This window comes from Curtobacterium sp. L1-20 (genome assembly GCF_048755855.1).
In the GTDB taxonomy this organism is placed as follows: Bacteria; Actinomycetota; Actinomycetes; order Actinomycetales; family Microbacteriaceae; genus Curtobacterium.
Window position 1 is genome coordinate 2,477,891 of record NZ_CP151473.1, and the last position, 22,903, is coordinate 2,500,793.

Here is a 22,903-nt window from a genome sequence, read left to right on the forward strand (position 1 = left end):
GCGCTCGGCGTGTTCGACCTCGAGACCACCGGCGTCGACGTCGAGACCGCCCGCATCGTCACCGCACACGTCGGCCTCATCGACATGACCGGACGGTCCATCGTCGAGGGCGCGTGGCTCGCCGATCCCGGCGTCGAGATCCCCGAGGGCGCCGCGGCCGTCCACGGCATCACCACCGAGCGCGCGCGGGCCGACGGCCGTCCCGCCGGCGAGGTCGTCGCCGAGATCATCGCGGCGGTCGAGGCCGTCTTCGCCCGCGGCATCCCGCTCGTCATCTACAACGCCCCGTACGACCTCACGGTGCTCGACCGCGAGGCGAAGCGGCACGGCATCGCCTCCCCCGTCATCGGCAACGTGGTCGACCCGCTCGTGATCGACAAGGCGCTCGACACCTACCGCAAGGGCAAGCGCACGCTCGAGGCGGCGTCGGAGCTCTACGGCGTGACGCTGTCCGATGCCCACGACGCCGGCGCGGACGCCATCGCTGCCGGGCGCGTCGCGCAGGCGATCGCGGCGAAGTACCCGGACGAGCTCGGGGTCTCCGCCGAGGAGCTCCACCGCAAGCAGGTCGGCTGGTGCTCGGAGCAGGCGACGTCGTTCCAGGAGTACATGCGGAAGCAGCGCGACCCGTCCTTCACCGCCGACGGTCGCTGGCCGCACCGCAACGGCGGCTGACGCGCCGCGGGCAGTTCGCGGCCCTCGGGTGGAACCAGGAAAGCGACATGGGACCAGGTGCCGAACCCGGTGTGATGTCGCTTTCGTGGTTCGACCCCGGTTCCGCACCCCGCGCGCCTCACGTGCTCCGCGCCTGACGCACCCCGCCCCGCACGAACGACGAAACGGGCGGCCCTCCCGAAGGAGAGCCGCCCGTTCCGGAGCTGCTGGCTGCTTACTTGCCGAAGCCCTTGAAGCGCTGGTTGAACTTCTCGACGCGACCGGCCGAGTCGAGGATGCGCTGCTTGCCCGTGTAGAACGGGTGCGACGCGGACGAGATCTCGACGTCGATGACCGGGTAGGTCGCACCGTCGAGCTCGATGGTCTTGTCGCTGTTCGCGGTCGAACGCGTCAGGAACGTCTCACCGGAAGCCAGGTCACGGAAGACGATGGCGCGGTACTCGGGGTGGGTGTCGGTCTTCATGGAGATTCCTCGGTTGGAGATGGTCGGACTGCGCGGCTGCTCGGATGAGCACCGAGCGGAAGTCTGCGGCTTGCGCCAGCCGTCTACGTTACCAGACGACGCGGCAGATCGGGAGCAGGTCAGGCGGCGCGTGCCGTCCAGCGACCGGCGTCCTTCGAGACGGTGAGTTCGATGCCGAACGCCTCGCTGAGCGTCGACGCGGTGAGGACCTCGTCGATGGGACCGGCGGAGTGCACCCGACCGTCGGCGAGCACCAGCGCGTGGGTGAAGCCCGCGGGGATCTCCTCGACGTGGTGGGTGACGATCACGATGGCCGGCGAGTCCTCGCTCTGCGCGTAGCCCCCGAGGGTGCGGACGAGGCTCTCCCGCGCACCGAGGTCCAGCGACGCCGCCGGCTCGTCGAGGAACAGGATCTCCGGGTCGGTCATCACCGCGCGGGCGATCTGCACGCGCTTCTGCTCGCCGTCGCTCAGCTCCCCGAAGGTGCGGTCGGTGAAGGCGCCGAGGCCCCACTCGTCGAGCACACGCTGGGCGCGGCGGACGTCGAGCTCCTCGTACTCCTCGTTCCAACGGCCGGTCACCGAGTAGGCGGCGGTGAGCACCACGTCGATGACCTTCTCGGTCACCGGGATGCGGCGCGCGAGGGCCGTCGAGGCGAAACCGATGCGCGGCCGCAACTCGAAGAGGTCGGCCCCGCCGAGCTCCGTGCCGAGCACCTCGACGTCACCGGACGTCGGGAAGGTCTGCGCGCCCGCGACCTGCAGCAGCGTCGTCTTGCCGGCACCGTTCGCGCCGAGCACGACCCAGCGTTCGTCGTCCTGCACCTCCCACGAGATCTCGTCGAGGATGGTGGCCCCGTTGCGGACCACGGAGACGTCTGACAAGCGCACGACCGAGGGCATGCGACCAGCCTACGGGTTCCGGCCGAGCACCTCGTCGTAGACCTGCCGTGTCCGCTGGGCGATCGCGTCCCAGGTGAACTCCGTCTCGACGCGGAGCCGTCCGGCGCGGCCCATGAGCTTCGCCAGCCCCTCGTCGGCGAGGACCTCGTCGAGCGTCCGGGCGAGGTCCGCGACGAACCGGTCGGGGTCGGTCGGCGTACCGGTGCCGTCCCGCACCTGGTCGATCGGGACGATGCGGCCGGTGAGGCCGTCCGCGACGACCTCGGGGATGCCGCCGGTCCCGGTGCCGACGACGGGGATGCCGCAGGCCATCGCCTCGAGGTTGACGATGCCGAGCGGCTCGTAGACCGAGGGGCAGACGAACACGGTGCCGGACGACAGCACGTTCACGATCTCCTGGTGGGAGAGCATCCGGTCGATCCAGACGACGCCCTCGCGCCGCTCGCGGAGGGACTCGACGAGCCCGGTGACCTCGGCCATGATCTCCGGGGTGTCCGGAGCGCCGGCGCAGAGGACGATCTGCACGTCCTCGGGCAGCGACGCCACGGCGCGGAGCAGGTAGGGCAGGCCCTTCTGCCGCGTGATCCGACCCACGAAGACGACGCTGCGCTTCGACGGGTCGATCCCGAGTCCGCGCACGGCGTCCTCGTCGACGGTGGGCTTCCACTCGTCGATGTCGATCCCGTTGTAGACGACGTGCACCTTCGCCGGGTCGATCGACGGGTACGAGCGGAGGATGTCCGCGCGCATGGCCTTCGACACCGCGATGACGCCGTCGGCCTGCTCGAACGCCTCGCGCTCCATCCAGCTGGACAGGCGGTAGCCGCCACCGAGCTGTTCGGCCTTCCACGGCCGGAGCGGTTCGAGGCTGTGCGCGGTGACCACGTGCGGGATGCCGTAGGTGAGCTGCGCGATCCGGCCCGCTGCGTTCGCGTACCAGGTGTGCGAGTGCACGATGTCGGCACCCTCGACGTCCGCCGCGATGGCGACGTCGGTGCCGAGGGCCTGCAGGGCGCCGTTCGCCTGCTCGAGGCCGTCGGGCGTGCGGTAGCCCCACACGTCGGCCTCGTCGCGGAAGGCGCCGAACGCACGGACGCGCACCTCCGTGTCGGTCCCCGACCGCAGCGCGGCCGTCAGCTCGGCCACGTGGACACCCGCTCCGCCGTAGACCTCCGGCGGATACTCCCTGGTCAGTAGATCGACTCGCACGGGTTCAACGTAACCGGTTCCCAGTGCCACCGCATACTGTGAGCGACATGGCACCAAAGAAGGTATTCGGCATCGTGCTCGCCGGAGGCGAGGGGAAGCGGCTCATGCCGCTCACGGCCGACCGCGCGAAACCCGCTGTCCCGTTCGGCGGGAACTTCCGTCTCATCGACTTCGCGCTCTCGAACCTCGTCAACTCCGGTCTGCAGAAGATCGTGGTCCTGACGCAGTACAAGTCGCACAGCCTGGACCGCCACGTCGCGGAGACCTGGCGCATGGAGGGCCTGCTCGGCTCGTACGTGGCGTCGGTCCCGGCGCAGCAGCGGCTCGGCAAGCGGTGGTTCGCCGGTTCGGCCGACGCGATCCTGCAGTCCCTCAACCTCCTCCGCGACGAACGGCCCGACATCGTCGTCGTGGTCGGCGCCGACCACGTCTACCGCATGGACTTCCACCAGATGGTGGAGGCGCACATCGCCTCGGGCCGCAGTGCCACGGTCGCGGCGATCCGCCAGCCCATCGGTCTCGCCGACCAGTTCGGCGTCATCCAGGTCGCCGACGACGACCCGACGAAGATCGAGGCCTTCCTCGAGAAGCCGAAGGACGCCGTCGGGCTCGCCGACTCCCCCGACGAGATCCTCGCGTCGATGGGCAACTACGTCTTCAACGCCGACGCGCTGGTCGACGCCGTCCTCCGCGACGGACAGGTCGAGACCTCGGCCCACGACATGGGTGGCGACATCGTCCCCGACTTCGTGAACCGCGGCGACGCGGGCGTGTACGACCTCCAGCGCAACGACGTCCCCGGCTCGAACGAGCGCGACCGGTACTACTGGCGCGACGTGGGGACGATCGACTCGTTCTACGACGCGCACATGGACCTCATCGCGCCGGTGCCCGTGTTCAACCTGTACAACCAGGACTGGCCGATCTTCAACCAGCAGACGAACCTGCCGCCGGCGAAGTTCGTCCGCGACGCGAACGGCAACACCGGGTCGACGGTGGACAGTCTCGTGTCGCTCGGCTGCCTCGTCTCGGGCGCGCAGGTCGAGCGCAGCATGATCGGTCCGTGGTGCGGGATCGACTCCGGGGCGAAGGTGCTCGACTCGATCGTCTTCGAACGGGCGTCGATCGGCGCAGGCGCGGTCGTGAACCGCGCCATCCTCGACAAGGACGTCGTCATCGCGCCGGGAGCGCGCGTGGGCGTCGACCGCGAGGCGGACGAGGCCCGCGGCTTCACCGTCACCGAGTCGGGCATCACGGTCGTGGGCAAGGGCGTGCGGGTCGAGGCGTAGGCACGACCCCTCCCGACCGACGGTCGGCCTGGAGGCGCGGCGCACGTCACACGACGCGCCGCGCCTCCGGCAGTCGGTACCGTTGGTCCGTGCCACGCTTCCTCGTCGTCCTCGATGCCGATTCCACGCTCCTCGAGGACGAGGTCATCGAGCTGCTGGCCGACGGCGCCGGGACGCGCCCACAGGTCCAGGCGATCACGGAGCGCGCCATGCGCGGCGAGATCGACTTCGCCGAGAGCCTCCGGGAGCGTGTCGCGACCCTTTCGGGCCTCCAGGCCGACGTCTTCCGGCGCGCGCAGGACATGGTCCGCGTGACGCGAGGAGCGGACGAACTGGTCCGCGGCGTGCACGCCGCCGGCGGGACCGTCGGCGTGGTGTCCGGCGGGTTCCACGAGGTCCTCGACCTGTTCGCCGACCGGTTGGGTCTCGACCACTGCCGGGCGAACCGACTCGAGGTCGTGGACGGTGTCCTGACCGGCCGCGTCCTGGGCGACGTCGTTGATGCGCACGCGAAGGCCGTGGCGCTCCGGGAGTGGGCGGCCGAGGACGGCGTCCCGGCAGCGCGGACGGTCGCGGTGGGTGACGGCGCGAACGACCTCGAGATGATGCGCGTGGCCGCCCTGTCCGTGGCGTTCGACGCGAAGCCGCGGGTGCGCGAGCAGGCGGACGTGGCGGTGGTCGACCGCGACCTGTCCGTCGTGCTCGCGACGCTGGGCATGCGCGGCTGACGCCGAGCACACCCCGTTCGACCGGCTGCCCCGCCGCCGAGCCGCAGCGCCGCCGCGCCGAGTCTCGGCTCCGCGGTCGGTTTCGCGACGCTCCGGGCGCGGAACTGTCCGCCCAGCCGAGCCGCGGGGTCGACCGACCGACTAGTGGCCCATCCCGAGGCCGCCGTCGACCGGGACCACCGCGCCGGAGATGTACCCGGCACCGTCCCCGGCGAGGAACAGCGTCGCGTCGGCGACGTCGTCCACCGTGCCGTACCGGGCGGCCGGGATCTGCTTCTTGAACTCCGCCTGCAGTTCCTCCGGCAGCGCCGCGGTCATGTCCGTCTGGATGAACCCCGGGGCGACGACGTTCGCCGTGATGCCACGCGACCCGAGCTCCCGCGTGATCGAGCGGGCCATCCCGACGAGGGCGGCCTTGGACGAGGCGTAGTTCACCTGGCCGACCTGGCCGTAGGCGCCGACGACGCTCGACATGAGCACGATGCGGCCGAACTTCGCCTTCATCATCCCCTTCGTCGCACGCTTCACGACGCGGAAGGTGCCGGTGAGGTTCGTGTCGATGACGCTCGTGAAGTCCTCCTCGGACATCCGGAGCAGCAGCTGGTCGTTCGTGATCCCGGCGTTGGCGACGAGCACCTCGACGGGTCCGAGCTCGGCCTCGACCTGCGTGAACGCGGCGTCGACCGAGGCGGTGTCGGTGATGTCCGCCTGCACGGTGAGCGCGCCCTCTGGGCCGCCCTGGCCGCTGCGCGAGGTCACGGCGACGCGATGTCCGGCGGCGACGAACCGCTCGGCGAGGGCGTGGCCGATGCCGCGGTTGCCGCCGGTGACGAGGACAGTTCGGGGGGTGCTCATGGTCGCTCCGATCGGGGTTGGGTGCTCGGCGTGCCGGTCCCGGACCGGTCGGACACGCCCGGACGAGCGTACCGGAGCCGATACCCGCACCTGTCCCCCGTGTGCCGACTGCATCTGTCAGCGGTCGGGCTTAGGCTGGACCAGGGCAGAGGAAAGAACACCGTATGAAGACGACGAACAGCATCACGTCCCTCCCGGACTCACCGGAGCAGGACCGGGCACACCGGTTGTCCCGCTACGTCTGGCAGATGGCGGTACGTGTGGTGTTCTTCATCGGGGCCGTGCTCGTCTGGTCGACCTGGCACACCTGGCTCGTGGTCATCCCGATCGTCCTCGCCGGGGTCATCCCGTGGGTCGCGGTCATCATCGCCAACGCGGGCAACCGCGGCGAGAGTGACTTCGTCGCCCCGGCCGGCGCGATCGAGCTCTACGACGCCGTCGACCCGCGCCTGCGTGAACAGCAGGAGGACGCTCGCGCCGAGGCCTACCGCGCCGAGCAGGACCGACTACGCGAACAGGCCCAGCACGCGCAGGAAGAATGGCAGCGCAACGGAGACCGCTCGCGCGTGTGGGGCCGGCGCTGATGGGGGCGACCTTCGACCTCTTCACCGAGCCCGGATCGACCCCGGTGTGCTCGCGAGCCGGGTGTGTCTCGACGGCCGCCTGGCGCGTCAACTGGCGCAACCCGCGCATCCACGCGATCGACCGCGTGAAGATCTGGGCCGCGTGCGACGAACACCGTGACTTCCTCGCTGACTACCTCCGCTCGCGGTCCTTCCCCGTCCGGGTGACCGGCATGCACGAGGACGTGGACCGCCTCGACGACGAACGCGATCCGGCCGACGCCCCGAAGAACGACGTCGGTGCGCGCGCGGCCGGTGAGCGCCGGTGACGGACCAGTTCGACCCGGGTTCCCGGTACGGCCGGCGACACGCGCAGAAGCTCGAGCGGGCCGTCGCCGCCGACCGTGCCCGCAGGCGTGACGCCGACGACGGAGCCACGGCCGAGCGTGACCCGGACGAACCCTTCGTCGGGTGGCGATTCGTGCAGAGCCGGCGCTGGCTCGGTTACTTCGCCATCGCCGTCGCGTTCGCGGTCGTCTGCACGTTGTTCGGCATGTGGCAGTGGGACCGGCGGAACGAGGCGGTCCGCCAGAACGACCAGGTCGCCCAGAACTACGACCACACCCCGGTGCCGCTCGACCGGGCACTCCCCCGGGCCTCCAGCTGGGACGACTCGCAGACCTGGCTCCGCGTCCGCGTCACCGGCCGCTACGACGTCGACGACCAGCTGCTCGTCCGCAACCGCGTCCACAACGGCCAGCCCGGCTTCGAGGTCCTGACCCCGCTCGTCACCGCGGACGGCCGGGCGTTCGTCGTCGACCGGGGATGGGTCCCGACCGGCAACGCGCAGGACGCCCCCGACCACGTGCCGGCTCCCCCGTCCGGCGAGGTCACCGCGGTCGTCCGGCTGCAGCAGAGCGAGCCGCGCATCCCGGGTCGCACGGATCCGGCGCACACCGACCAGGTCCAGTCCGTGACCCTCGCCGACGTCGCGAAGAAGGTCGACCGACCGATCTGGACCGGCGCGTACGGGCAGCTCGCGTCCGAGTCACCCACGCCCGCCGAAGCCCGTCCCCTCGGGTGGGACCGCCCCACCGCCGACACCGGCCTGCACCTCAGCTACTTCATCCAGTGGTTCATGTTCGCGGCCGGGGGCTTCGGGTTCCTCGCGTACCTGATGGTGCAGGAGTACCGGAACCTCAACCAAGACGACCCCGAGGAGCGCGAGCGCGCGCTCGAACGGCAGCGCCGCAAGGACGCCAAGCCGAAGACCGACGCCGAGATCGAGGACGAACTCCTGCGAGCCGGCCACTGAGACGACGGGAGGCGCGTGGCGGACCCGCCACGCGCCTCCCGTCCGGTCCGGCGGACCGCACCCGTCGTCAGGCGAGCTCGATGAGCTCCGCGTAGTCCTTGTTCCAGTGGTCCTCGGTGCCGTCCGGCAGCAGCAGGACGCGCTCGGGGTTGAGCGCCTCGACGGCGCCGGCGTCGTGCGAGACGAGGACGACCGCGCCCTCGTACCCGGCGAGGGCACCGAGGATCTCCTCGCGCGAGGCGGGGTCGAGGTTGTTCGTCGGCTCGTCGAGCAGCAGGACGTTCGCACCCGACACCACGATCATCGCGAGCGAGAGACGGGTCTTCTCACCGCCGGACAGCACACCGGCCTTCTTGTAGCCGTCGTCGCCGGTGAAGAGGAACGACCCGAGGACACGGCGCGCCTCGGTCTCGTTGAGCTCCGTCGACGCCGAGACCATGTTCTCGATCACGGTGCGGTTGACGTCGATGTTCTCGTGCTCCTGCGCGTAGTACCCGATGCGCAGCCCGTGCCCCGGCAGGATCTCGCCGGTGTCCGGCTGGTCCGCGCCCGCGAGGATCCGGAGCAGCGTCGTCTTGCCCGCACCGTTGAAGCCGAGGATGACCACGCGCGAACCGCGGTCGATCGCCAGGTCCACGCCGGCGAAGATCTCGAGCGAGCCGTACGACTTCGACAGTCCCTCGGCCATGAGCGGGGTGCGGCCGCACGACACCGGCGTCGGGAAGCGCAGCTTCGCGACCCGATCGGCGACGCGCTCCTCCTCGAGGCCGGCGAGCAGCTTGTCGGCGCGCGCCACCATCTGGTGCGCCGCCGCGGCCTTCGACGCCTTGGCGCCGAACCGGGCGGCCTGGTCCTTCAGCGTGGCGGCCTTCTTCTCGGCGTTCGCGCGCTCCTTGCGTCGACGCTCCTCGTCGGCGGCGCGCTGCCGCTGGTAGAGCTTCCAGCCCATGTTGTAGACGTCGATGCTCTGCCGGTTCGCGTCGAGGTAGAACACCCGGTTGACGACCTCGTCGACGAGCTCCACGTCGTGGGAGATGATGATGACGCCGCCGGAGTACGTCTTGAGGTGCTCGCGCAGCCAGACGACCGAGTCGGCGTCGAGGTGGTTGGTCGGCTCGTCGAGGATCATCGTCTCGGCGTCCGAGAACAGGATGCGGGCGAGCTCGATGCGCCGACGCTGACCGCCGGAGAGCGTCTTGAGCTGCTGGTCGAGGATGCGGTCCGGCAGCTTGAGGTTCGACGCGATCGAGGCGGCCTCGGCCTCGGCCGCGTAGCCACCCAGCGCGTTGAACTGGTCGTCCAACCGGCTGTACCGGCGCATCGCCTTCTCGGCCACGGCGGGGTCGTCGCTCGCCATGTCGAGCGTGGCGAGCCGGATGCCCTCCACGAGCTCGCCGAGACCACGGGCGTCGAGGATGCGCTTCCGCGCGGTCTCCTCCGGGTCGCCGGAGCGCGGGTCCTGCGGGAGGTACCCGATCTCGCCGCCGCGGTCGATCTTGCCGCCGGTCGGCTGCGTCTCGCCCGCGAGGGCCTTCGTCATCGTCGTCTTCCCCGCGCCGTTGCGGCCGACGAGTCCGATCTTGTCGCCCTTCTCGACGCGGAAGGAGACATCCTCCATGAGGAGGCGAGCCCCGACGCGGATCTCGAGTTCGTGCACGGCAAGCACAGTGGACGTCCAATCAGTTGGTGGGTTTGCACAACGACGTGTGCGGGAGGTGCACCGCTACGCTGACGGGACCGATGGTCCTGAACAGGACCAGCAGTCCATTCTAGGAGAATCCATGACGAACGCCACCGGGTTCGCTCCCCGCGCAGTCCTCGCCGACCGTCTGCGCACCCACGGCCTGGCCACGAACGCCGCCCTGGTCGCCGGCGGCGCACTCTTCACCGCCGCGCTGGCGCAGGTGCAGGTGCCGATGTGGCCTGTGCCGATCACCGGGCAGACCCTGGCCGTCGTGCTCGTCGGCGCCACGCTCGGTGCCCGCCGCGGCATGCTGTCGCTGCTCGTCTACGCCGTCGCCGGACTCGCGGGTGCCCCGTTCTTCGCCGACATGCAGGGTGGCCTGCAGGCGCTCGCCCTGCCGAGCTTCGGGTACGTCGTCGGCTTCATCCCGGCCGCCGGGCTCGTCGGCTGGCTCGCACGCCGCAACTGGGACCGTCACGTCGGACGTGCCGCGGTCGCGTTCACGCTGGCCAGCGCGATCCCGTTCGTGACCGGCCTGCCCTGGCTCGCCGTGGCGCTCGGGCAGCTCGGTGCGCCGAACGACCTGCAGTCGGTGCTCGCCGCCGGGCTGTACCCGTTCATGGTCGGCGGCATCGCCAAGGCGCTCATCGCCGCCGGCGTCCTGCCGCTCGCGTGGAAGGCCGTCGGCCACCGCTGACGCGTCCCGGCATCGCGCCGAGGTCGCACCGAGGTCGCGCCGAGGTCGCACGACACGCCGCGTGCGCGGCGTCGAGATCGCAGAAAGTGCCGCTCCGTCTCCAGACGGGCGGCACTTTTCGCGATCTCGGCAGCGTCCCGGCTTCGTCGGGGCGCGCGGGCGTGGAGCGCCCGCCACACGACGGACGGGAGGCGCGGTGCCAGCTGGCACCGCGCCTCCCGTCCGTGCTGGGTCGCGTCTAGATCGAGAAGCCGAGCGCGCGCATCATCTCGCGCCCGTCGTCGGTGATCCGCTCCGGGCCCCACGGCGGCATCCAGACCCAGTTGATCCGGAATGCGTCGACGATGCCGTCGAGCGCGTTCGCCGTGTCGCCCTCGATGACGTCCGTCAGGGGGCAGCCGGCACTCGTGAGCGTCATGCTGATCACGAGCGCGGTCGCCTCGTCGTCCCAGGCCAGGTCGTAGATGAGCCCGAGGTCGACGATGTTCACGCCGAGCTCCGGGTCCTGGACCTCCTTGAGGCCCTCGACGACCTCGTCGAACTTGTCCGGTGCGAGTGCCGTGATCATCAGTTGCCCGCCGTGGCCGCAGCAGCCTGCACGTACCGGTCGTAGCCCTCGTTCTCGAGGCGCTCGGCGAGCTCGGGGCCACCCTGCTCGGCGACCTTGCCCGCGACGAAGACGTGCACGAAGTCCGGCTTGATGTAGCGGAGGATGCGCGTGTAGTGCGTGATGAGGAGCACACCGAGACCGGTGGCCGCCTTGGCACGGTTCACGCCCTCGGAGACGATCTTCAGCGCGTCGACGTCGAGGCCGGAGTCGGTCTCGTCGAGGACGGCGAACTTCGGCTTCAGGAGCTCGAGCTGCATGATCTCGTGACGCTTCTTCTCGCCGCCGGAGAAGCCCTCGTTGACGTTGCGCTCCGCGAAGGCGGAGTCCATCTTGAGGTCGGCCATCGACTGGCGGAGGTCCTTGACCCAGCTGCGGAGCGCGGGTGCCTCACCGTCGATCGCGGTCTTCGCCGTGCGGAGGAAGTTCGAGACGGTCACGCCGGGGATCTCGACCGGGTACTGCATGGCCAGGAACATGCCGGCGCGGGCCCGCTCGTCGACGCTCATCGCGAGGACGTCCTCGCCGTCGAGCGTGATCGAGCCGCCGACGACGTTGTACCGCGGGTGACCGGCGATCGTGTAGGCGAGGGTCGACTTGCCCGAGCCGTTCGGCCCCATGATCGCGTGGATCTCGCCCTCGTTGATCGTCAGGTCGACGCCCTTGAGGATCTCCTTGACGCCCTGGTCGGTGTCGATGGTGACCTGCAGGTCACGGATTTCGAGAGTGGACATTGCGTTCCTTCGGTTGCAGCTGTGGTGCGGCGTCAGCCGCGGGAAGTGGGTGGGCACGGCGGTCGGGCCGCGCCGGAGCGGTCAGTCGACCGGGACCGGGTCCTGCACGTCGACGTAGACGTCGCCGTCGCGGACCTCGACCCGGAAGACCGGGACGGGCTCGTACGCCGGGAAGTTCTGCGGCTTGCCGGTGGCGAGGGAGAAGCGCGAGCCGTGCGCCCAGCACTCCAGCGTGTCACCCTCGACGAAGCCCTCCGCCAGGGAGATGTCCCCGTGGGTGCACGTGTCGCCGATGGCGTGCACGGTGCCCGCGGAGTCCTTCACGATGGCGACCGCGGTGCCGTCGACGACAGCGCGCATCGGGCTGTCGACCGCGATGTCCGCTTCGGCACAGACCTTCGTCGACATCAGGCGGAGGCTGCTTCCGTCTCGGGCGCGGCCAGCACGGTGCGCCCTTCCTGGAGCTCCTGCTCGACCGCCACGATGAGACGTTCCTCGAGCTCGGGTGCGCCGATCTTCTGGATCACCTCGACGAGGAACCCGAGCACGACGAGGCGACGGGCCTCTTCCTCGGGGACGCCACGCGACTGCAGGTAGAAGAGCTGCTCGTCGTCGAAGCGACCGGTCGCGCTGGCGTGGCCGGCGCCCTCGATGTCGCCCGTCTCGATCTCGAGGTTCGGGATGCTGTCGGCGCGCGTGCCGTCGGTCAGGACCAGGTTGCGGTTCTGCTCGTACGAGTCGGTGCCGGAGCCGTCGCGCCCGATCAGGACGTCGCCGATCCAGACCGTGTGGGCGCCCTGGCCCTGGAGTGCGCCCTTGTAGTTGACGCGACCGCGCGTGTTCGGCGCGTCGTGGTTCACGTAGACCTGCTGCTCGATGTACTGCCCGGCATCGGCGAAGTAGACGCCGTACATCTCGGTGTCGGCGCCCTGTGCACCGAGGTGCGTCGAGGGGTTGACCCGGACGACGTCGCCGCCCAACGAGACCACGACGTGCTTCAGGAAGGCGTCGCGGCCGACCTCGGCGAAGTGCGTCGACACGTGCACGGCGTCGTCGTCCCAGTCCTGCAGGCTGACGACGGTGAGCCGGGCGCCGTCGCGGACGACGATCTCGATGTTCTCGCTCAGGAGCGCCGAGCCGCGGTTGTCGAGCACGACGATGCCCTGCGCGTGCGCCTCGGCCGTGATGACCGTGTGGGCGGCGCGGGGCTGCGTGCCGAAGTCGGAGCGGGTCAGCGTGATGAACTCGTGCGCTTCGGTCGCCTTCACGGTGACGGCGAGGACGGCGTCCCGCGCGGTCCACGCAGCTGCGGCCGCACGGTCCTCCGGCAGGCCGGCGGTGCCGACGCGGGGGTCGTCGCTGCGGCCCCACTCGACGTCGGCGCCGTCGGACTGACGGGCGAGGAACGGGTACGCGGAGCCGTCGAGACCGCCGTCGAGGAGCGGCTGGAGCTTCGCGAGGGGTGCGAACTTCCAGTTCACCTCTCGGCCGGTGACCGTCGGGAAGGCGTCGATGTCGCCGGACTGCGGACGCTCCGAGCGCGTCTGGACGGGGATGTCCTTGCCGCTCGACGGCGCGTCCCAGCCGCCGTCCGAGTGGGCGACGGCACCGTGCTGCGCCGGGGTGGCCGCAGTCGGCTGCGCGGACTCCGCCGGGGCGATCGGCTGGTCGATGTGGGGAGGGGTGGAGCTGGACATCTAGCCGACGGATCCTTCCATGCTCATCTCGATGAGCTTGTTGAGTTCGAGTGCGTACTCCATCGGGAGCTCACGGGCGATGGGCTCGATGAAGCCTCGGACGATCATCGCCATCGCCTCGTCCTCCGGCATGCCGCGCGACATGAGGTAGAACAGCTGCTCCTCGCTGACGCGGGAGACGGTGGCCTCGTGGCCGAGCTGCACGTCGTCGACGCGGATGTCGATCGCCGGGTACGTGTCGCTCCGGCTGATCGTGTCGACGAGCAGCGCGTCGCAGCGGACCGTGTTCGCGGCGTGGTGTGCGTTCGGGTCGACCCGGACCTCGCCGCGGTAGCCGGCGCGGCCGCCGCCACGGGCGATCGACTTCGAGACGATCGACGACGTCGTGTACGGCGCCATGTGGATCATCTTCGCGCCGGCGTCCTGGTGCTGCCCGGGGCCCGCGAAGGCCACCGAGAGGGTCTCGCCCTTGGCGTGCTCACCGGCGAGGTAGATCGACGGGTACTTCATCGTGACCTTGGAGCCGATGTTGCCGTCGATCCACTCCATCGTCGCGCCCTCGTGCGCGATCGCACGCTTGGTGACGAGGTTGTAGACGTTGTTCGACCAGTTCTGGATCGTCGTGTAGCGCACGCGGGCGTTCTTCTTCACGATGATCTCGACGACGGCCGAGTGCAGCGAGTCCGACTTGTAGATCGGCGCCGTGCAGCCCTCGATGTAGTGGACGTACGAGTCCTCGTCCGCGATGATCAGCGTCCGCTCGAACTGACCCATGTTCTCGGTGTTGATGCGGAAGTAGGCCTGCAGCGGGATCTCGACGTGCACGCCCTTCGGGACGTAGACGAACGACCCACCGGACCACACGGCCGTGTTCAGCGCGGCGAACTTGTTGTCGCCGGCGGGGATCACGGTGCCGAAGTACTCCTCGAAGATCTCGGGGTGCTCGCGGAGCGCCGTGTCGGTGTCCATGAAGATGACACCCTGCTGCTCGAGGTCCTCGCGGATCTGGTGGTAGACCACCTCGGACTCGTACTGCGCGGCGACGCCGGCGACGAGGCGCTGACGCTCGGCCTCGGGGATGCCGAGCTTCTCGTAGGTCGCGCGGATGTCCTCGGGGAGGTCCTCCCACGACTGCGCCTGCTTCTCGGTGGAGCGCACGAAGTACTTGATGTTGTCGAAGTCGATGCCCGTCAGGTCGGCACCCCACGTCGGCATCGGCTTACGGCCGAACAGCTGCAGGCCCTTCAGGCGGTTCTTGAGCATCCACTCGGGCTCGCCCTTGAGGTTCGAGATGTCGGTGACGACCTCCTCCGAGATGCCACGACGGGCGGAGGCCCCGGCGGTGTCGGAGTCGGACCAGCCGAACTCGTATTGCCCGAGCCCTTCGAGCTCGGGACGGTCGATGAGCACGTCGGACATGGTCTCCTCGTTTCCTTCTCGCGCAGGCAGCGTCTTCGGGTGTCAACCCGTGGCGTCTGGACGCCATTCCACCGTGGACCGCCGACAAGGCGGTCACGGTGTTGCTCCCTCGCAACGTCGATGGTTCCACGCAGTCCTGGGTTCATCCGGCGATCTCGGCCCATTCGGAGCCGGCGCCTGCCTAGACTTGACTGCTGCTGAACCCTCGAATCCTACAGGTTCACTGCACGGAACAACAGGAAGGCACCACCCTCGTGACTCGCGTCGTCTCCCCCGTCGACCAGGACGTCCGGACCCCGCGGTGGTGGGCGCTCCCCCGCGTCGTCGACCAGCGCGTGGTCGTGCTGGCCTGGGCGTCGTTCGTCGTCGAGGTCGTCCTCATCGGCACCGGTGGCCTCGTGCGCCTGACCGCGTCGGGCCTCGGGTGCCCGACCTGGCCCAAGTGCACGGCGGACTCGCTCGTCTCGACCCCGGAGATGGGCGTCCACGGGATCATCGAGTTCGGCAACCGACTGCTCACCTTCGTGCTCGTCGTGGTGGCGATCGCGATGTTCCTGCTCGTGGTTCGCATGCGCCGCACGCGCCCCGAACTCTTCTGGCTCGCGTTCGCCCAGGGCGCAGCGATCCCGGTGCAGGCCGTGATCGGTGGCCTCAGCGTGTTGACCAACCTGAACCCCTACGTCGTCGGCCTGCACTTCGTCGTCTCGACGCTCCTCACGAGCATCACGGCGACGCTCGTGTACCGCTCCGTGAACGGTCCGCGCTCCGGTCCCCGTCTCGTGCCCGGGTGGTACACGGGCGTCGTGCGGGGCACGGTCGTCGCAGTGGCGGTGACCGTCCTGCTCGGCATCCTCACGACGGGCAGCGGCCCGCACGCCGGCGCGTCGGCGGCGGTCGACGGCGGCCGGTTGCACCGCACCGGCTTCGACCCGGGCATCCTGCAGCACGTGCACGCCGTCCCCGCCTACGCACTCTTCGCCCTGACCCTCGTGCTGGTCGTCGGTGCCGTGCGACTGCGCCTCTCGAGCAGGTGGGCCCTGGTCCTGCTCGTGGTCGAGTTCGTCCAGATCGCGGTCGGCCTGACGCAGGCGCGCATGCACCTGCCGGTCGGACTGGTCGGCACGCACATGGTGCTCGCCGGCCTGCTGGTCGGGGCGGTCACCGTCGTGGTGCTGTCCACGCGCGGGTCCGCCGGGCGCCTCGCCGTGCGGGAGTCGGCCGCCACCGTCTGACCCCGGCCGTCACACGCTCCGACACCCCACGAGTCGTCCGACTCGTGGGGTGTCGTGTTGCGGGGGCAGTGGACGCCACCCGCGGTCGGTCTGGAGGCGCGGCGCGGGCTGGCACCGCCCCTCCCGACCGGGGGTGGTCGCGTCCACCTCCCGCGGCGGGGCCGAGGCTCCGCAGTGGTGCGACGAGACCGATGTCGTACGACTGCGACGGTGTCGCACCACCGCGGACGCGACCAGCAGCGCCCGCGACGAGCGACACCACCGATGTCGTACGACTGCGACGCTGTCGCAGCACCGCGGACGCAACCAGCAGCGTCCGCAACGTCCACCGATGTCGTACGACTGCGGACGCAACCAGCAGCGCCCGCAACGAGCGACACCACCGACGTCGTACGACTGCGACGTCGTCGCACCACCGCGGACGCAACCAGCAGCGCCCGCAACGAGCGAGACCACCGACGTCGTACGACTGCGACGATGTCGCTCCGAGTCGACGCCGCACAGGGCAGACGCGGACCGACACCCGGAGCCGCGCCCCGTCTAGAAGCTGAAGACCTGCGGCAGCAGCGGGTCGATGCCCACCGCGATGAAGAGCAGCGTCAGGTACGTGATCGAGCTGTGGAAGACCCGCATCGGCTGCACGTGCTCCACGTGCTGGATCGCCCGCGAGTAGAGCCGGTGCGACTCGACGACGAACCAGATGCCGCCCGCCAGCGCCACGACCGTGTAGAGCGGCCCCATGTGCGCCACGGGGATGAGCAGCAGCGAGCAGACCAGCGTCGCCCAGGCGTACAGGACGACCTGGAGCCCGACGACCGTCCGCCCCCGGACCACGGCCAGCATCGGCACGTCGGCAGCGTCGTAGTCGTCGCGGTACTTCATCGACAGCGGCCAGTAGTGCGGCGGCGTCCAGAGGAAGATCACCATGAAGAGGATGACCGGCGCCCACGAGAGCGAGCCGGTGACGCCCGCCCAGCCGATCAGCACGGGCATGCACCCGGCGGATCCGCCCCACACGATGTTCTGCGGGGTGCGGCGCTTGAGCCAGAGCGTGTACACGAAGACGTAGATGAGGATCGCGACGACGCTGAGCGCGGCTGCGAGCCAGTTCACCAGGAACCCGAGCACCGCCGTCGACAGGACGCCGAGCACCCACGAGAACACGAGCGCTTCGCGGTCCGACAGCTCTCCGGTGACGAGGGGGCGCGTGCTGGTGCGCTTCATCAGACGGTCGATGTCACGGTCGATGTAGCAGTTGAAGGCTGAGGCGGACCCGGCCGACATGGCGCCGCCGAGCATGGTCCAGAAGACGAGCCACAGGTCCGGCACTCCACGCTCGGCGAGGAACATCGTCGGCGCCGTGGTGACGAGGAGCAGTTCCATCACCCGTGGCTTCGTCAGCGACACGTACGCCCGGACCTTGCGGGACAGCGTCGAGCGGGGTCGATCGGTGTCGGGCCGGGTCACGGTTGCAGTCAACGGGGGAACCTCAGTCTGTTCGCATCAGCTCGCACACTCGGTGGACGACTGCGGCGGCGTCCGGGCGTGCGCTGACCCGGAATGTCCACGGGTCGCGACCAGTTTACGTGATGGAAGCGCCGCGACGGTGCCCCGCTCCTGATCGACACGCCCGGCTCGTCCGTGGCGACGGTGATGCCGAGTGCACGACTCGCGTCACCTGAACCCCTTCTGAGTGCATGGTCACTATGCTGGAGACGCCCTCCCGCAGTGCGTGCCCCGATGACGTCGGCCGCGAAGAGCCGGTCGGTGGCCGCGAGACGGCGACACGACGTAGGCCCCGGGATGGCGATCATGTCCGTGCGATGGCACGAGCCCTCGCACATGTCGCATCAAGAAGGGTCAACATCCAAGTGGCTGAATTCACCTGGGACGCCATCGACCGGAAGGCCGTCGACACGGCCCGCGTACTCGCCGCAGACTCGGTCGAGGCCGCCGGCAACGGTCACCCCGGCACCGCGATGAGCCTCGCACCGCTCGCACACCTGCTCTTCCAGAAGGTGATGCGTCGCGACCCGAGCGACTCCACCTGGATCGGCCGCGACCGCTTCATCCTCTCGGCCGGTCACGCCTCGATCCTGCAGTACGTGCAGTTCTACCTGCACGGCTACGGTCTCGAGCTCGAGGACCTCCAGCACCTCCGCAAGTGGGGTTCGAAGACCCCGGGTCACCCGGAGTACGGCCACACCGACGGCGTCGAGATCACGACCGGCCCGCTCGGCCAGGGTCTCGCCTCCTCCGTCGGCTTCGGCTACGCGCAGCGCTTCGAGCGCGGCCTGTTCGACCCGGAGACCGCTGACGGCGAGTCGCCGTTCGACCACTTCACCTACGTGATCGCCGGCGACGGCGACATGCAGGAAGGCATCACCAACGAGGCCGCGAGCCTCGCCGGCCGCCAGCAGCTCGGTCGCCTGGTCGTCTTCTACGACTCGAACCAGATCTCCATCGAGGACGACACCGACATCGCCTTCTCCGAGGACGTCGCGGCTCGCTACGAGGCGCTCGGCTGGCACGTCCAGCACGTCGACTGGAAGAAGACCGGCGAGTACTCCGAGGACGTCGAGGAGCTGTACCGCGCGGTCGAGGCCGCCAAGGCGGAGACCCACAAGCCCTCGCTCATCGTCCTCAAGACGATCATCGGCTGGCCGTCCCCGACCAAGCAGAACTCCGGCAAGATCCACGGCTCCGCCCTGGGCGCCGACGAGCTGAAGGGTCTCAAGGAGGTCCTCGGCTTCGACCCCGAGCAGACCTTCCACGTCGACCCCGAGGTCCTCGAGTACACCCGCGGCGCCGTCGCCAAGGGCCAGGCGCAGCACGCCGAGTGGCAGAAGACCTTCGACGCGTGGGCCACGGCCAACCCGGAGAAGAAGGCGATGCTCGACCGCATCAACTCCGGCGAGCTGCCCGAGGGCCTCGAGGAGGCACTGCCGGTCTTCCCGACCGACAAGGCCGTCTCGACCCGTGCCGCGTCCGGCAAGGTCATCAACGCCATCGCGCCGCTGATGCCCGAGTTCTGGGGCGGTTCGGCCGACCTCGCCGAGTCCAACCTCACCACGATCGAGGGTGCGAAGTCCTTCGGTCCGGTCGAGGCCTCGACGAAGACGTGGAGCACCGACCCGTACGGCCGCGTGCTGCACTTCGGCATCCGCGAGCACGCCATGGGCGCGATCCTGAACGGCATCGTCCTGCACGGGAACACCCGCCCCTTCGGCGGCACGTTCCTGATCTTCAGCGACTACATGCGTCCGGCGGTCCGTCTCGCCGCGCTCATGAAGGCGCCGGCGATCTACGTCTGGACGCACGACTCCATCGCCCTCGGCGAGGACGGCCCGACGCACCAGCCGATCGAGCAGGTCAGCGCCCTCCGCGCGATCCCGGGCCTCGACGTCGTCCGTCCGGCCGACGCGACCGAGGTCGCCTACGCCTGGCTCGAGATGCTCAAGCACAAGGACCGTCCGGCCGGCATCGCGCTGAGCCGTCAGAACCTCCCCGTGTTCGAGCGCGGCGAGGGCGAGGCCTCGGGCGAGACCTTCGCCTCGGCGAAGAACGTCGCCAAGGGCGCGTACATCCTCGCCGAGGCGCCGAACGGCACCCCGGACGTGATCCTCATCGCGACCGGTTCCGAGGTCCAGATCGCGGTCGACGCCCGCGAGCAGCTCAAGGGCGAGGGCATCAACGCCCGCGTCGTGAGCGCCCCGTCCCTCGAGTGGTTCCGCGAGCAGTCCGAGAACTACCAGGACCAGGTCCTGCCGAAGGACGTCACCGCCCGCGTGTCGGTCGAGGCCGGCATCGCCATGAGCTGGCGCGACATCATCGGCGACAAGGGCCGCAGCGTCTCGATCGAGCACTTCGGTGCCTCGGCCGACTACCAGACGCTGTTCAAGGAGTTCGGCTTCACGACGGAGCACGTCGTGGCCGCCGCGAAGGAATCGATCGCGGCTTCCTGACCCGCAGGGGCCGGGTCCGGTTCGCCGGACCCGGCCCTTCTTCCGGGAGGCGCGGCTCGGCCCCGCCACGCGACTCCCGGGACCCCCTACCCCGACTTCACGGCCCTCGTCGCATCCACGACGTCGGCCCCGTCGATGAAAGAAGAAGAGAAACACATGGCTGACACCACCCCCACCGCCGCCCTCTCCGCGGTCGGCGTGAGCATCTGGCTCGACGACCTCTCCCGCGAGCTCCTCGAGACCGGCAAGCTCACCGAGCTCATCGAGCAGAAGAACGTCGTCGGCGTCACGACGAACCCGACGATCTTCGCCTCGGCCCTCGCCAAGGGCGAGCGCTACGACTCGCAGGTCAAGGAGCTCGCCGCCGCGGGCACCGACGTCACCGCGGCGATCTTCGAGATCACGACGCAGGACGTCGCCAACGCGTCCGACGTCTTCAAGCCGATCTACGACGAGACCAAGGGCTTCGACGGCCGCGTCTCGATCGAGGTCGAGCCGGGCCTGGCCCACGACACCCAGAAGACCATCGAGCAGGCGAAGTTCCTGTTCGACAAGGTGGGACGCGAGAACGTCCTCATCAAGATCCCCGCGACGCTCGAGGGCCTCGAGGCGATCACCGAGGTCATCGGCGCCGGCATCTCGGTCAACGTCACCCTGATCTTCTCGCTCGAGCGCTACCGCGCCGTGATCGACGCCTACCTCGGTGGTCTCGAGAAGGCCAAGGCCGCGGGCCACGACCTGTCCAAGATCCACTCGGTCGCCTCGTTCTTCGTGTCCCGCGTCGACTCCGAGATCGACAAGCGTCTCGACGCCGTCGGCACCGACGAGGCCAAGGCCCTCAAGTCGAAGGCCGGCATCGCGAACGCGCAGCTCGCCTACCAGGTCTGGACCGAGGCGTTCGCAACCGAGCGCGCCCTCGGCCTGCTCGAGTCCGGTGCGAACACGCAGCGTCCGCTCTGGGCCTCGACCGGTGTCAAGGACCCGTCGCTCCCGGACACGCTCTACGTGACCGAGCTCGCCGCCCCGAACACCGTCAACACCATGCCGGGCAAGACCCTCGACGCCACGTTCGACCACGGTGAGATCCACGGCGACGCCATCGCCGGCACCTTCGACGACGCGCAGGCCGTCCTCGACCAGCTCGCCGCGCAGGGCATCGACTACGACGACGTCGTGGCACTCCTCGAGAAGGAGGGCGTGGACAAGTTCAACGTCTCCTGGGGCGAGCTCGTCGACACCGTCAAGACGGCCCTCGAGGGCGCCAAGTAGTGACGGTCTCCATCGCCGCCAGCGGTGACGCGGCGCGGGCCATCGACTCGGTGGTCCCGCGCCTCGTCACCGACCTGGTGGCGTCGGGCATCACCGCCCAGGACCCCGAGCTCTGGGGTCCCGCCGCCGAGACCGAGGCGTCGAAGCGTCTCGGGTGGGTGGAGGCCGTCTCGGTCTCCCGTCCGCTCGTCGACGAGGTGGTCGCCCTGCGCGAGTCGCTCCGAGCCGGAGGGGTCGACCACGTCGTCCTCGCCGGCATGGGCGGCTCGTCGCTCGCGCCCGAGGTCATCACCCGGACCTCCGGCGTCGCGCTCACCGTCCTCGACTCGACCGACCCGGCGCAGGTCCGTGCCGCGGTCGAGCACGAGCTGGAGCGCACCGTGCTCGTCGTCTCCTCGAAGTCGGGCTCGACCCTCGAGACCGACTCGCAGCGTCGTGTGTACGAGCAGGCGTTCCGCGACGCGGGCATCGACCCGGCCGGGCGCATCGTGGTCGTCACCGACCCGGGCTCGCCGCTCGAGGCCGAGGCCGTCGCCGCGGGCTACCGCGTGTTCTCCGCCGACCCGAACGTCGGCGGACGGTACTCCGCGCTGACCGCCTTCGGTCTCGTGCCTTCCGGCCTCGCCGGGGCGGACATCGCCGGACTCCTCGACGAGGCGGACGCCATCTCGGCGCTCCTCTCCGTGGACATCGACGAGAACCCGGGCCTCGTGCTCGGCGCGGTCCTCGCCGGCACCAGTCCCCTGCGGGACAAGATCGGCATCGTCCCGGACGGCACGCACATCGTCGGCTTCGGCGACTGGGTGGAGCAGCTGATCGCGGAGTCGACCGGCAAGAGCGGGCGCGGCCTGCTGCCGGTCGTCCTCGACGTCGACTCCCCCGAGGTGACCGCCGGCCTGCCCGACCTGCAGATCCTCCGCCTGGTCGGTTCCCGCGACGACGAGCGACACGTCGCCGACGGCGAGGTGGAGATCACCGGCACGCTCGGTGGTCAGTTCCTCGTCTGGGAGTACGCCGTCGCCGTCGCCGGGCGCCTGCTCGGCATCGACCCGTTCGACCAGCCCGACGTCGAGGCCGCCAAGGTGGCCGCACGGGCCCTCCTGGACGACCGTCCGGCACCCGCTGAGCCCGCGTTCACCGAGGGCGGCACCGCCGTCCGCGCGACGCCGGGACTGTCGGTCGGGACGTCGATCGCGGAAGCCGTGACGGGCCTCCTGTCCGAACTCGACGCGACCGGCTACCTGGCCGTGCAGGCGTACGTGGACCGCACCGCGAACCGTGACCTCGAGTCGCTGCGCGACGCCCTGGCGGCGCGCGCCGGCCGACCGGTCACCTTCGGCTACGGTCCCCGCTTCCTGCACTCGACGGGCCAGTACCACAAGGGTGGTCCCGCGAACGGCGTGTTCCTGCAGATCGTCGCGGACCAGCCCGACGACCTGCCCATCCCGGGGCGCCCGTTCACGTTCGGGCAGCTCATCCAGGCCCAGGCCTCCGGCGACGCGAGTGTCCTCGCGCAGCACGGCCGCCCGGTCCTGACCCTCACCACGACGGACGTCGCGGCTGTCACCGCAGCACTCGCGTCCGCCGTCTCCCTCTGACT

Annotated in this window: 22 protein-coding genes; 11 read left to right on the plus strand and 11 right to left on the minus strand. The window is 70.0% G+C overall.

What is annotated here, in order from left to right:
• Positions 1-9: 9 nt before the first annotated feature.
• The gene (locus tag AAEP86_RS13215; RefSeq protein WP_420370487.1) at positions 10-675 is read left to right on the plus strand and encodes a 3'-5' exonuclease; all 666 of its coding nucleotides are present in this window, start codon (positions 10-12) and stop codon (positions 673-675) included.
• A 214-nt stretch (positions 676-889) separates the two neighbouring features.
• Here AAEP86_RS13215 and AAEP86_RS13220 read toward each other — a convergent pair whose 3' ends face one another.
• From AAEP86_RS13220 to glgA, 3 genes are all read right to left on the minus strand, one after another.
• The gene (locus AAEP86_RS13220) at positions 890-1,138 is read right to left on the minus strand and encodes a type B 50S ribosomal protein L31 (RefSeq protein ID WP_071293968.1); all 249 of its coding nucleotides are present in this window, start codon (positions 1,136-1,138) and stop codon (positions 890-892) included.
• 119 nt (positions 1,139-1,257) lie between these two features.
• On the minus strand, positions 1,258-2,040 hold the full coding sequence (locus tag AAEP86_RS13225) for an ABC transporter ATP-binding protein (protein WP_420367791.1): 783 nt from the start codon (positions 2,038-2,040) through the stop codon (positions 1,258-1,260).
• A gap of 9 nt (positions 2,041-2,049) precedes the next feature.
• Positions 2,050-3,249, minus strand: coding sequence for a glycogen synthase (gene glgA, locus AAEP86_RS13230; protein WP_420367792.1), 1,200 nt, complete (start codon positions 3,247-3,249; stop codon positions 2,050-2,052).
• A 47-nt stretch (positions 3,250-3,296) separates the two neighbouring features.
• On the opposite strand from glgA, the gene glgC reads away from it, so the two are divergent.
• Both glgC and serB read left to right on the plus strand, forming a co-directional pair.
• Complete coding sequence (glgC, locus tag AAEP86_RS13235) at positions 3,297-4,538, plus strand: glucose-1-phosphate adenylyltransferase (RefSeq protein ID WP_420367793.1); 1,242 nt, start codon at positions 3,297-3,299, stop codon at positions 4,536-4,538.
• Between the two features lie 89 nt (positions 4,539-4,627).
• On the plus strand, positions 4,628-5,266 hold the full coding sequence (gene serB / locus AAEP86_RS13240) for a phosphoserine phosphatase SerB (RefSeq protein WP_420367794.1): 639 nt from the start codon (positions 4,628-4,630) through the stop codon (positions 5,264-5,266).
• Positions 5,267-5,407: 141 nt separating this feature from the next.
• On the opposite strand, the gene fabG is transcribed toward serB, so the two are convergent.
• Positions 5,408-6,121, minus strand: a complete 714-nt coding sequence (gene fabG, locus AAEP86_RS13245; RefSeq protein ID WP_420367795.1) for a 3-oxoacyl-ACP reductase FabG — start codon at positions 6,119-6,121, stop codon at positions 5,408-5,410.
• Between the two features lie 164 nt (positions 6,122-6,285).
• On the opposite strand from fabG, the gene AAEP86_RS13250 reads away from it, so the two are divergent.
• The 3 genes from AAEP86_RS13250 to AAEP86_RS13260 are packed head-to-tail and all read left to right on the plus strand — an operon-like array spanning position 6,286 to position 7,999.
• On the plus strand, positions 6,286-6,705 hold the full coding sequence (locus AAEP86_RS13250; protein WP_420367796.1) for a DUF3099 domain-containing protein: 420 nt from the start codon (positions 6,286-6,288) through the stop codon (positions 6,703-6,705).
• Positions 6,705-7,013, plus strand: coding sequence for a hypothetical protein (locus AAEP86_RS13255; RefSeq protein ID WP_420367797.1), 309 nt, complete (start codon positions 6,705-6,707; stop codon positions 7,011-7,013). Before AAEP86_RS13250 ends, AAEP86_RS13255 begins: the two co-directional genes overlap by 1 nt.
• Complete coding sequence (locus tag AAEP86_RS13260) at positions 7,010-7,999, plus strand: SURF1 family protein (RefSeq protein ID WP_420367798.1); 990 nt, start codon at positions 7,010-7,012, stop codon at positions 7,997-7,999. Before AAEP86_RS13255 ends, AAEP86_RS13260 begins: the two co-directional genes overlap by 4 nt.
• A gap of 67 nt (positions 8,000-8,066) precedes the next feature.
• On the opposite strand, the gene AAEP86_RS13265 is transcribed toward AAEP86_RS13260, so the two are convergent.
• Entirely contained in the window at positions 8,067-9,665 is a 1,599-nt protein-coding gene (locus AAEP86_RS13265) for an ABC-F family ATP-binding cassette domain-containing protein (RefSeq protein ID WP_420367799.1), read from the minus strand.
• 115 nt (positions 9,666-9,780) lie between these two features.
• Here AAEP86_RS13265 and AAEP86_RS13270 point away from each other — a divergent pair, with 115 nt between their 5' ends.
• A complete protein-coding gene (locus tag AAEP86_RS13270) occupies positions 9,781-10,380 on the plus strand; it encodes a biotin transporter BioY (RefSeq protein WP_420367800.1) in 600 nt (199 codons plus the stop codon).
• Between the two features lie 238 nt (positions 10,381-10,618).
• Here the strand turns inward: AAEP86_RS13270 and AAEP86_RS13275 are convergent, their stop codons facing one another.
• The 5 genes from AAEP86_RS13275 to sufB form a co-directional block, all read right to left on the minus strand.
• Positions 10,619-10,948, minus strand: coding sequence for a metal-sulfur cluster assembly factor (locus AAEP86_RS13275; protein ID WP_071293993.1), 330 nt, complete (start codon positions 10,946-10,948; stop codon positions 10,619-10,621).
• Positions 10,948-11,721: a Fe-S cluster assembly ATPase SufC gene (sufC, locus tag AAEP86_RS13280; RefSeq protein WP_420367801.1), complete on the minus strand. Its 774-nt coding sequence runs from the start codon at positions 11,719-11,721 to the stop codon at positions 10,948-10,950. The genes AAEP86_RS13275 and sufC overlap by 1 nt, the downstream gene beginning before the upstream one ends.
• Positions 11,722-11,802: 81 nt before the next feature.
• Positions 11,803-12,129, minus strand: coding sequence for a non-heme iron oxygenase ferredoxin subunit (locus AAEP86_RS13285; RefSeq protein ID WP_144712100.1), 327 nt, complete (start codon positions 12,127-12,129; stop codon positions 11,803-11,805).
• Positions 12,129-13,418 (minus strand): Fe-S cluster assembly protein SufD, encoded by a 1,290-nt coding sequence (sufD, locus tag AAEP86_RS13290; protein WP_420367802.1) that lies wholly within the window; start codon positions 13,416-13,418, stop codon positions 12,129-12,131. Before sufD ends, AAEP86_RS13285 begins: the two co-directional genes overlap by 1 nt.
• Complete coding sequence (gene sufB, locus AAEP86_RS13295) at positions 13,419-14,837, minus strand: Fe-S cluster assembly protein SufB (protein ID WP_420367803.1); 1,419 nt, start codon at positions 14,835-14,837, stop codon at positions 13,419-13,421.
• Positions 14,838-15,091: 254 nt separating this feature from the next.
• Between sufB and AAEP86_RS13300 the strand changes: the two genes are divergently transcribed.
• Positions 15,092-16,069 carry a COX15/CtaA family protein gene (locus AAEP86_RS13300; RefSeq protein ID WP_420367804.1) on the plus strand — a complete coding sequence of 326 codons (978 nt, stop codon included), beginning with the start codon at positions 15,092-15,094 and terminating at the stop codon, positions 16,067-16,069.
• Positions 16,070-16,609: 540 nt separating this feature from the next.
• Here the strand turns inward: AAEP86_RS13300 and AAEP86_RS13305 are convergent.
• Positions 16,610-17,536 carry a heme o synthase gene (locus AAEP86_RS13305; protein ID WP_420367805.1) on the minus strand — a complete coding sequence of 309 codons (927 nt, stop codon included), beginning with the start codon at positions 17,534-17,536 and terminating at the stop codon, positions 16,610-16,612.
• A gap of 404 nt (positions 17,537-17,940) precedes the next feature.
• Between AAEP86_RS13305 and tkt the strand changes: the two genes are divergently transcribed.
• From tkt to AAEP86_RS13320, 3 genes are all read left to right on the plus strand, one after another.
• Entirely contained in the window at positions 17,941-20,034 is a 2,094-nt protein-coding gene (tkt, locus tag AAEP86_RS13310; RefSeq protein WP_420367806.1) for a transketolase, read from the plus strand.
• 156 nt (positions 20,035-20,190) lie between these two features.
• Positions 20,191-21,303, plus strand: a complete 1,113-nt coding sequence (gene tal, locus AAEP86_RS13315) for a transaldolase (protein WP_420367807.1) — start codon at positions 20,191-20,193, stop codon at positions 21,301-21,303.
• Entirely contained in the window at positions 21,303-22,901 is a 1,599-nt protein-coding gene (locus AAEP86_RS13320; protein ID WP_420367808.1) for a glucose-6-phosphate isomerase, read from the plus strand. The genes tal and AAEP86_RS13320 overlap by 1 nt, the downstream gene beginning before the upstream one ends.
• Positions 22,902-22,903: the final 2 nt, after the last annotated feature.

What these genes read in the sequence shown, in the direction of transcription:
- fabG (WP_420367795.1), bottom strand. Translation starts at nt 6,121, where the DNA reads ATGAGCACCCCCCGAACTGTCCTCGTCACCGGCGGCAACCGCGGCATC.
- AAEP86_RS13275 (WP_071293993.1), bottom strand. Translation starts at nt 10,948, where the DNA reads ATGATCACGGCACTCGCACCGGACAAGTTCGACGAGGTCGTCGAGGGC.
- tal (WP_420367807.1), top strand. Translation starts at nt 20,191, where the DNA reads ATGGCTGACACCACCCCCACCGCCGCCCTCTCCGCGGTCGGCGTGAGC.
- sufC (WP_420367801.1), bottom strand. Translation starts at nt 11,721, where the DNA reads ATGTCCACTCTCGAAATCCGTGACCTGCAGGTCACCATCGACACCGAC.
- glgC (WP_420367793.1), top strand. Translation starts at nt 3,297, where the DNA reads ATGGCACCAAAGAAGGTATTCGGCATCGTGCTCGCCGGAGGCGAGGGG.
- AAEP86_RS13250 (WP_420367796.1), top strand. Translation starts at nt 6,286, where the DNA reads ATGAAGACGACGAACAGCATCACGTCCCTCCCGGACTCACCGGAGCAG.
- AAEP86_RS13255 (WP_420367797.1), top strand. Translation starts at nt 6,705, where the DNA reads ATGGGGGCGACCTTCGACCTCTTCACCGAGCCCGGATCGACCCCGGTG.
- sufB (WP_420367803.1), bottom strand. Translation starts at nt 14,837, where the DNA reads ATGTCCGACGTGCTCATCGACCGTCCCGAGCTCGAAGGGCTCGGGCAA.
- sufD (WP_420367802.1), bottom strand. Translation starts at nt 13,418, where the DNA reads ATGTCCAGCTCCACCCCTCCCCACATCGACCAGCCGATCGCCCCGGCG.
- AAEP86_RS13220 (WP_071293968.1), bottom strand. Translation starts at nt 1,138, where the DNA reads ATGAAGACCGACACCCACCCCGAGTACCGCGCCATCGTCTTCCGTGAC.
- AAEP86_RS13270 (WP_420367800.1), top strand. Translation starts at nt 9,781, where the DNA reads ATGACGAACGCCACCGGGTTCGCTCCCCGCGCAGTCCTCGCCGACCGT.
- AAEP86_RS13225 (WP_420367791.1), bottom strand. Translation starts at nt 2,040, where the DNA reads ATGCCCTCGGTCGTGCGCTTGTCAGACGTCTCCGTGGTCCGCAACGGG.
- AAEP86_RS13285 (WP_144712100.1), bottom strand. Translation starts at nt 12,129, where the DNA reads ATGTCGACGAAGGTCTGTGCCGAAGCGGACATCGCGGTCGACAGCCCG.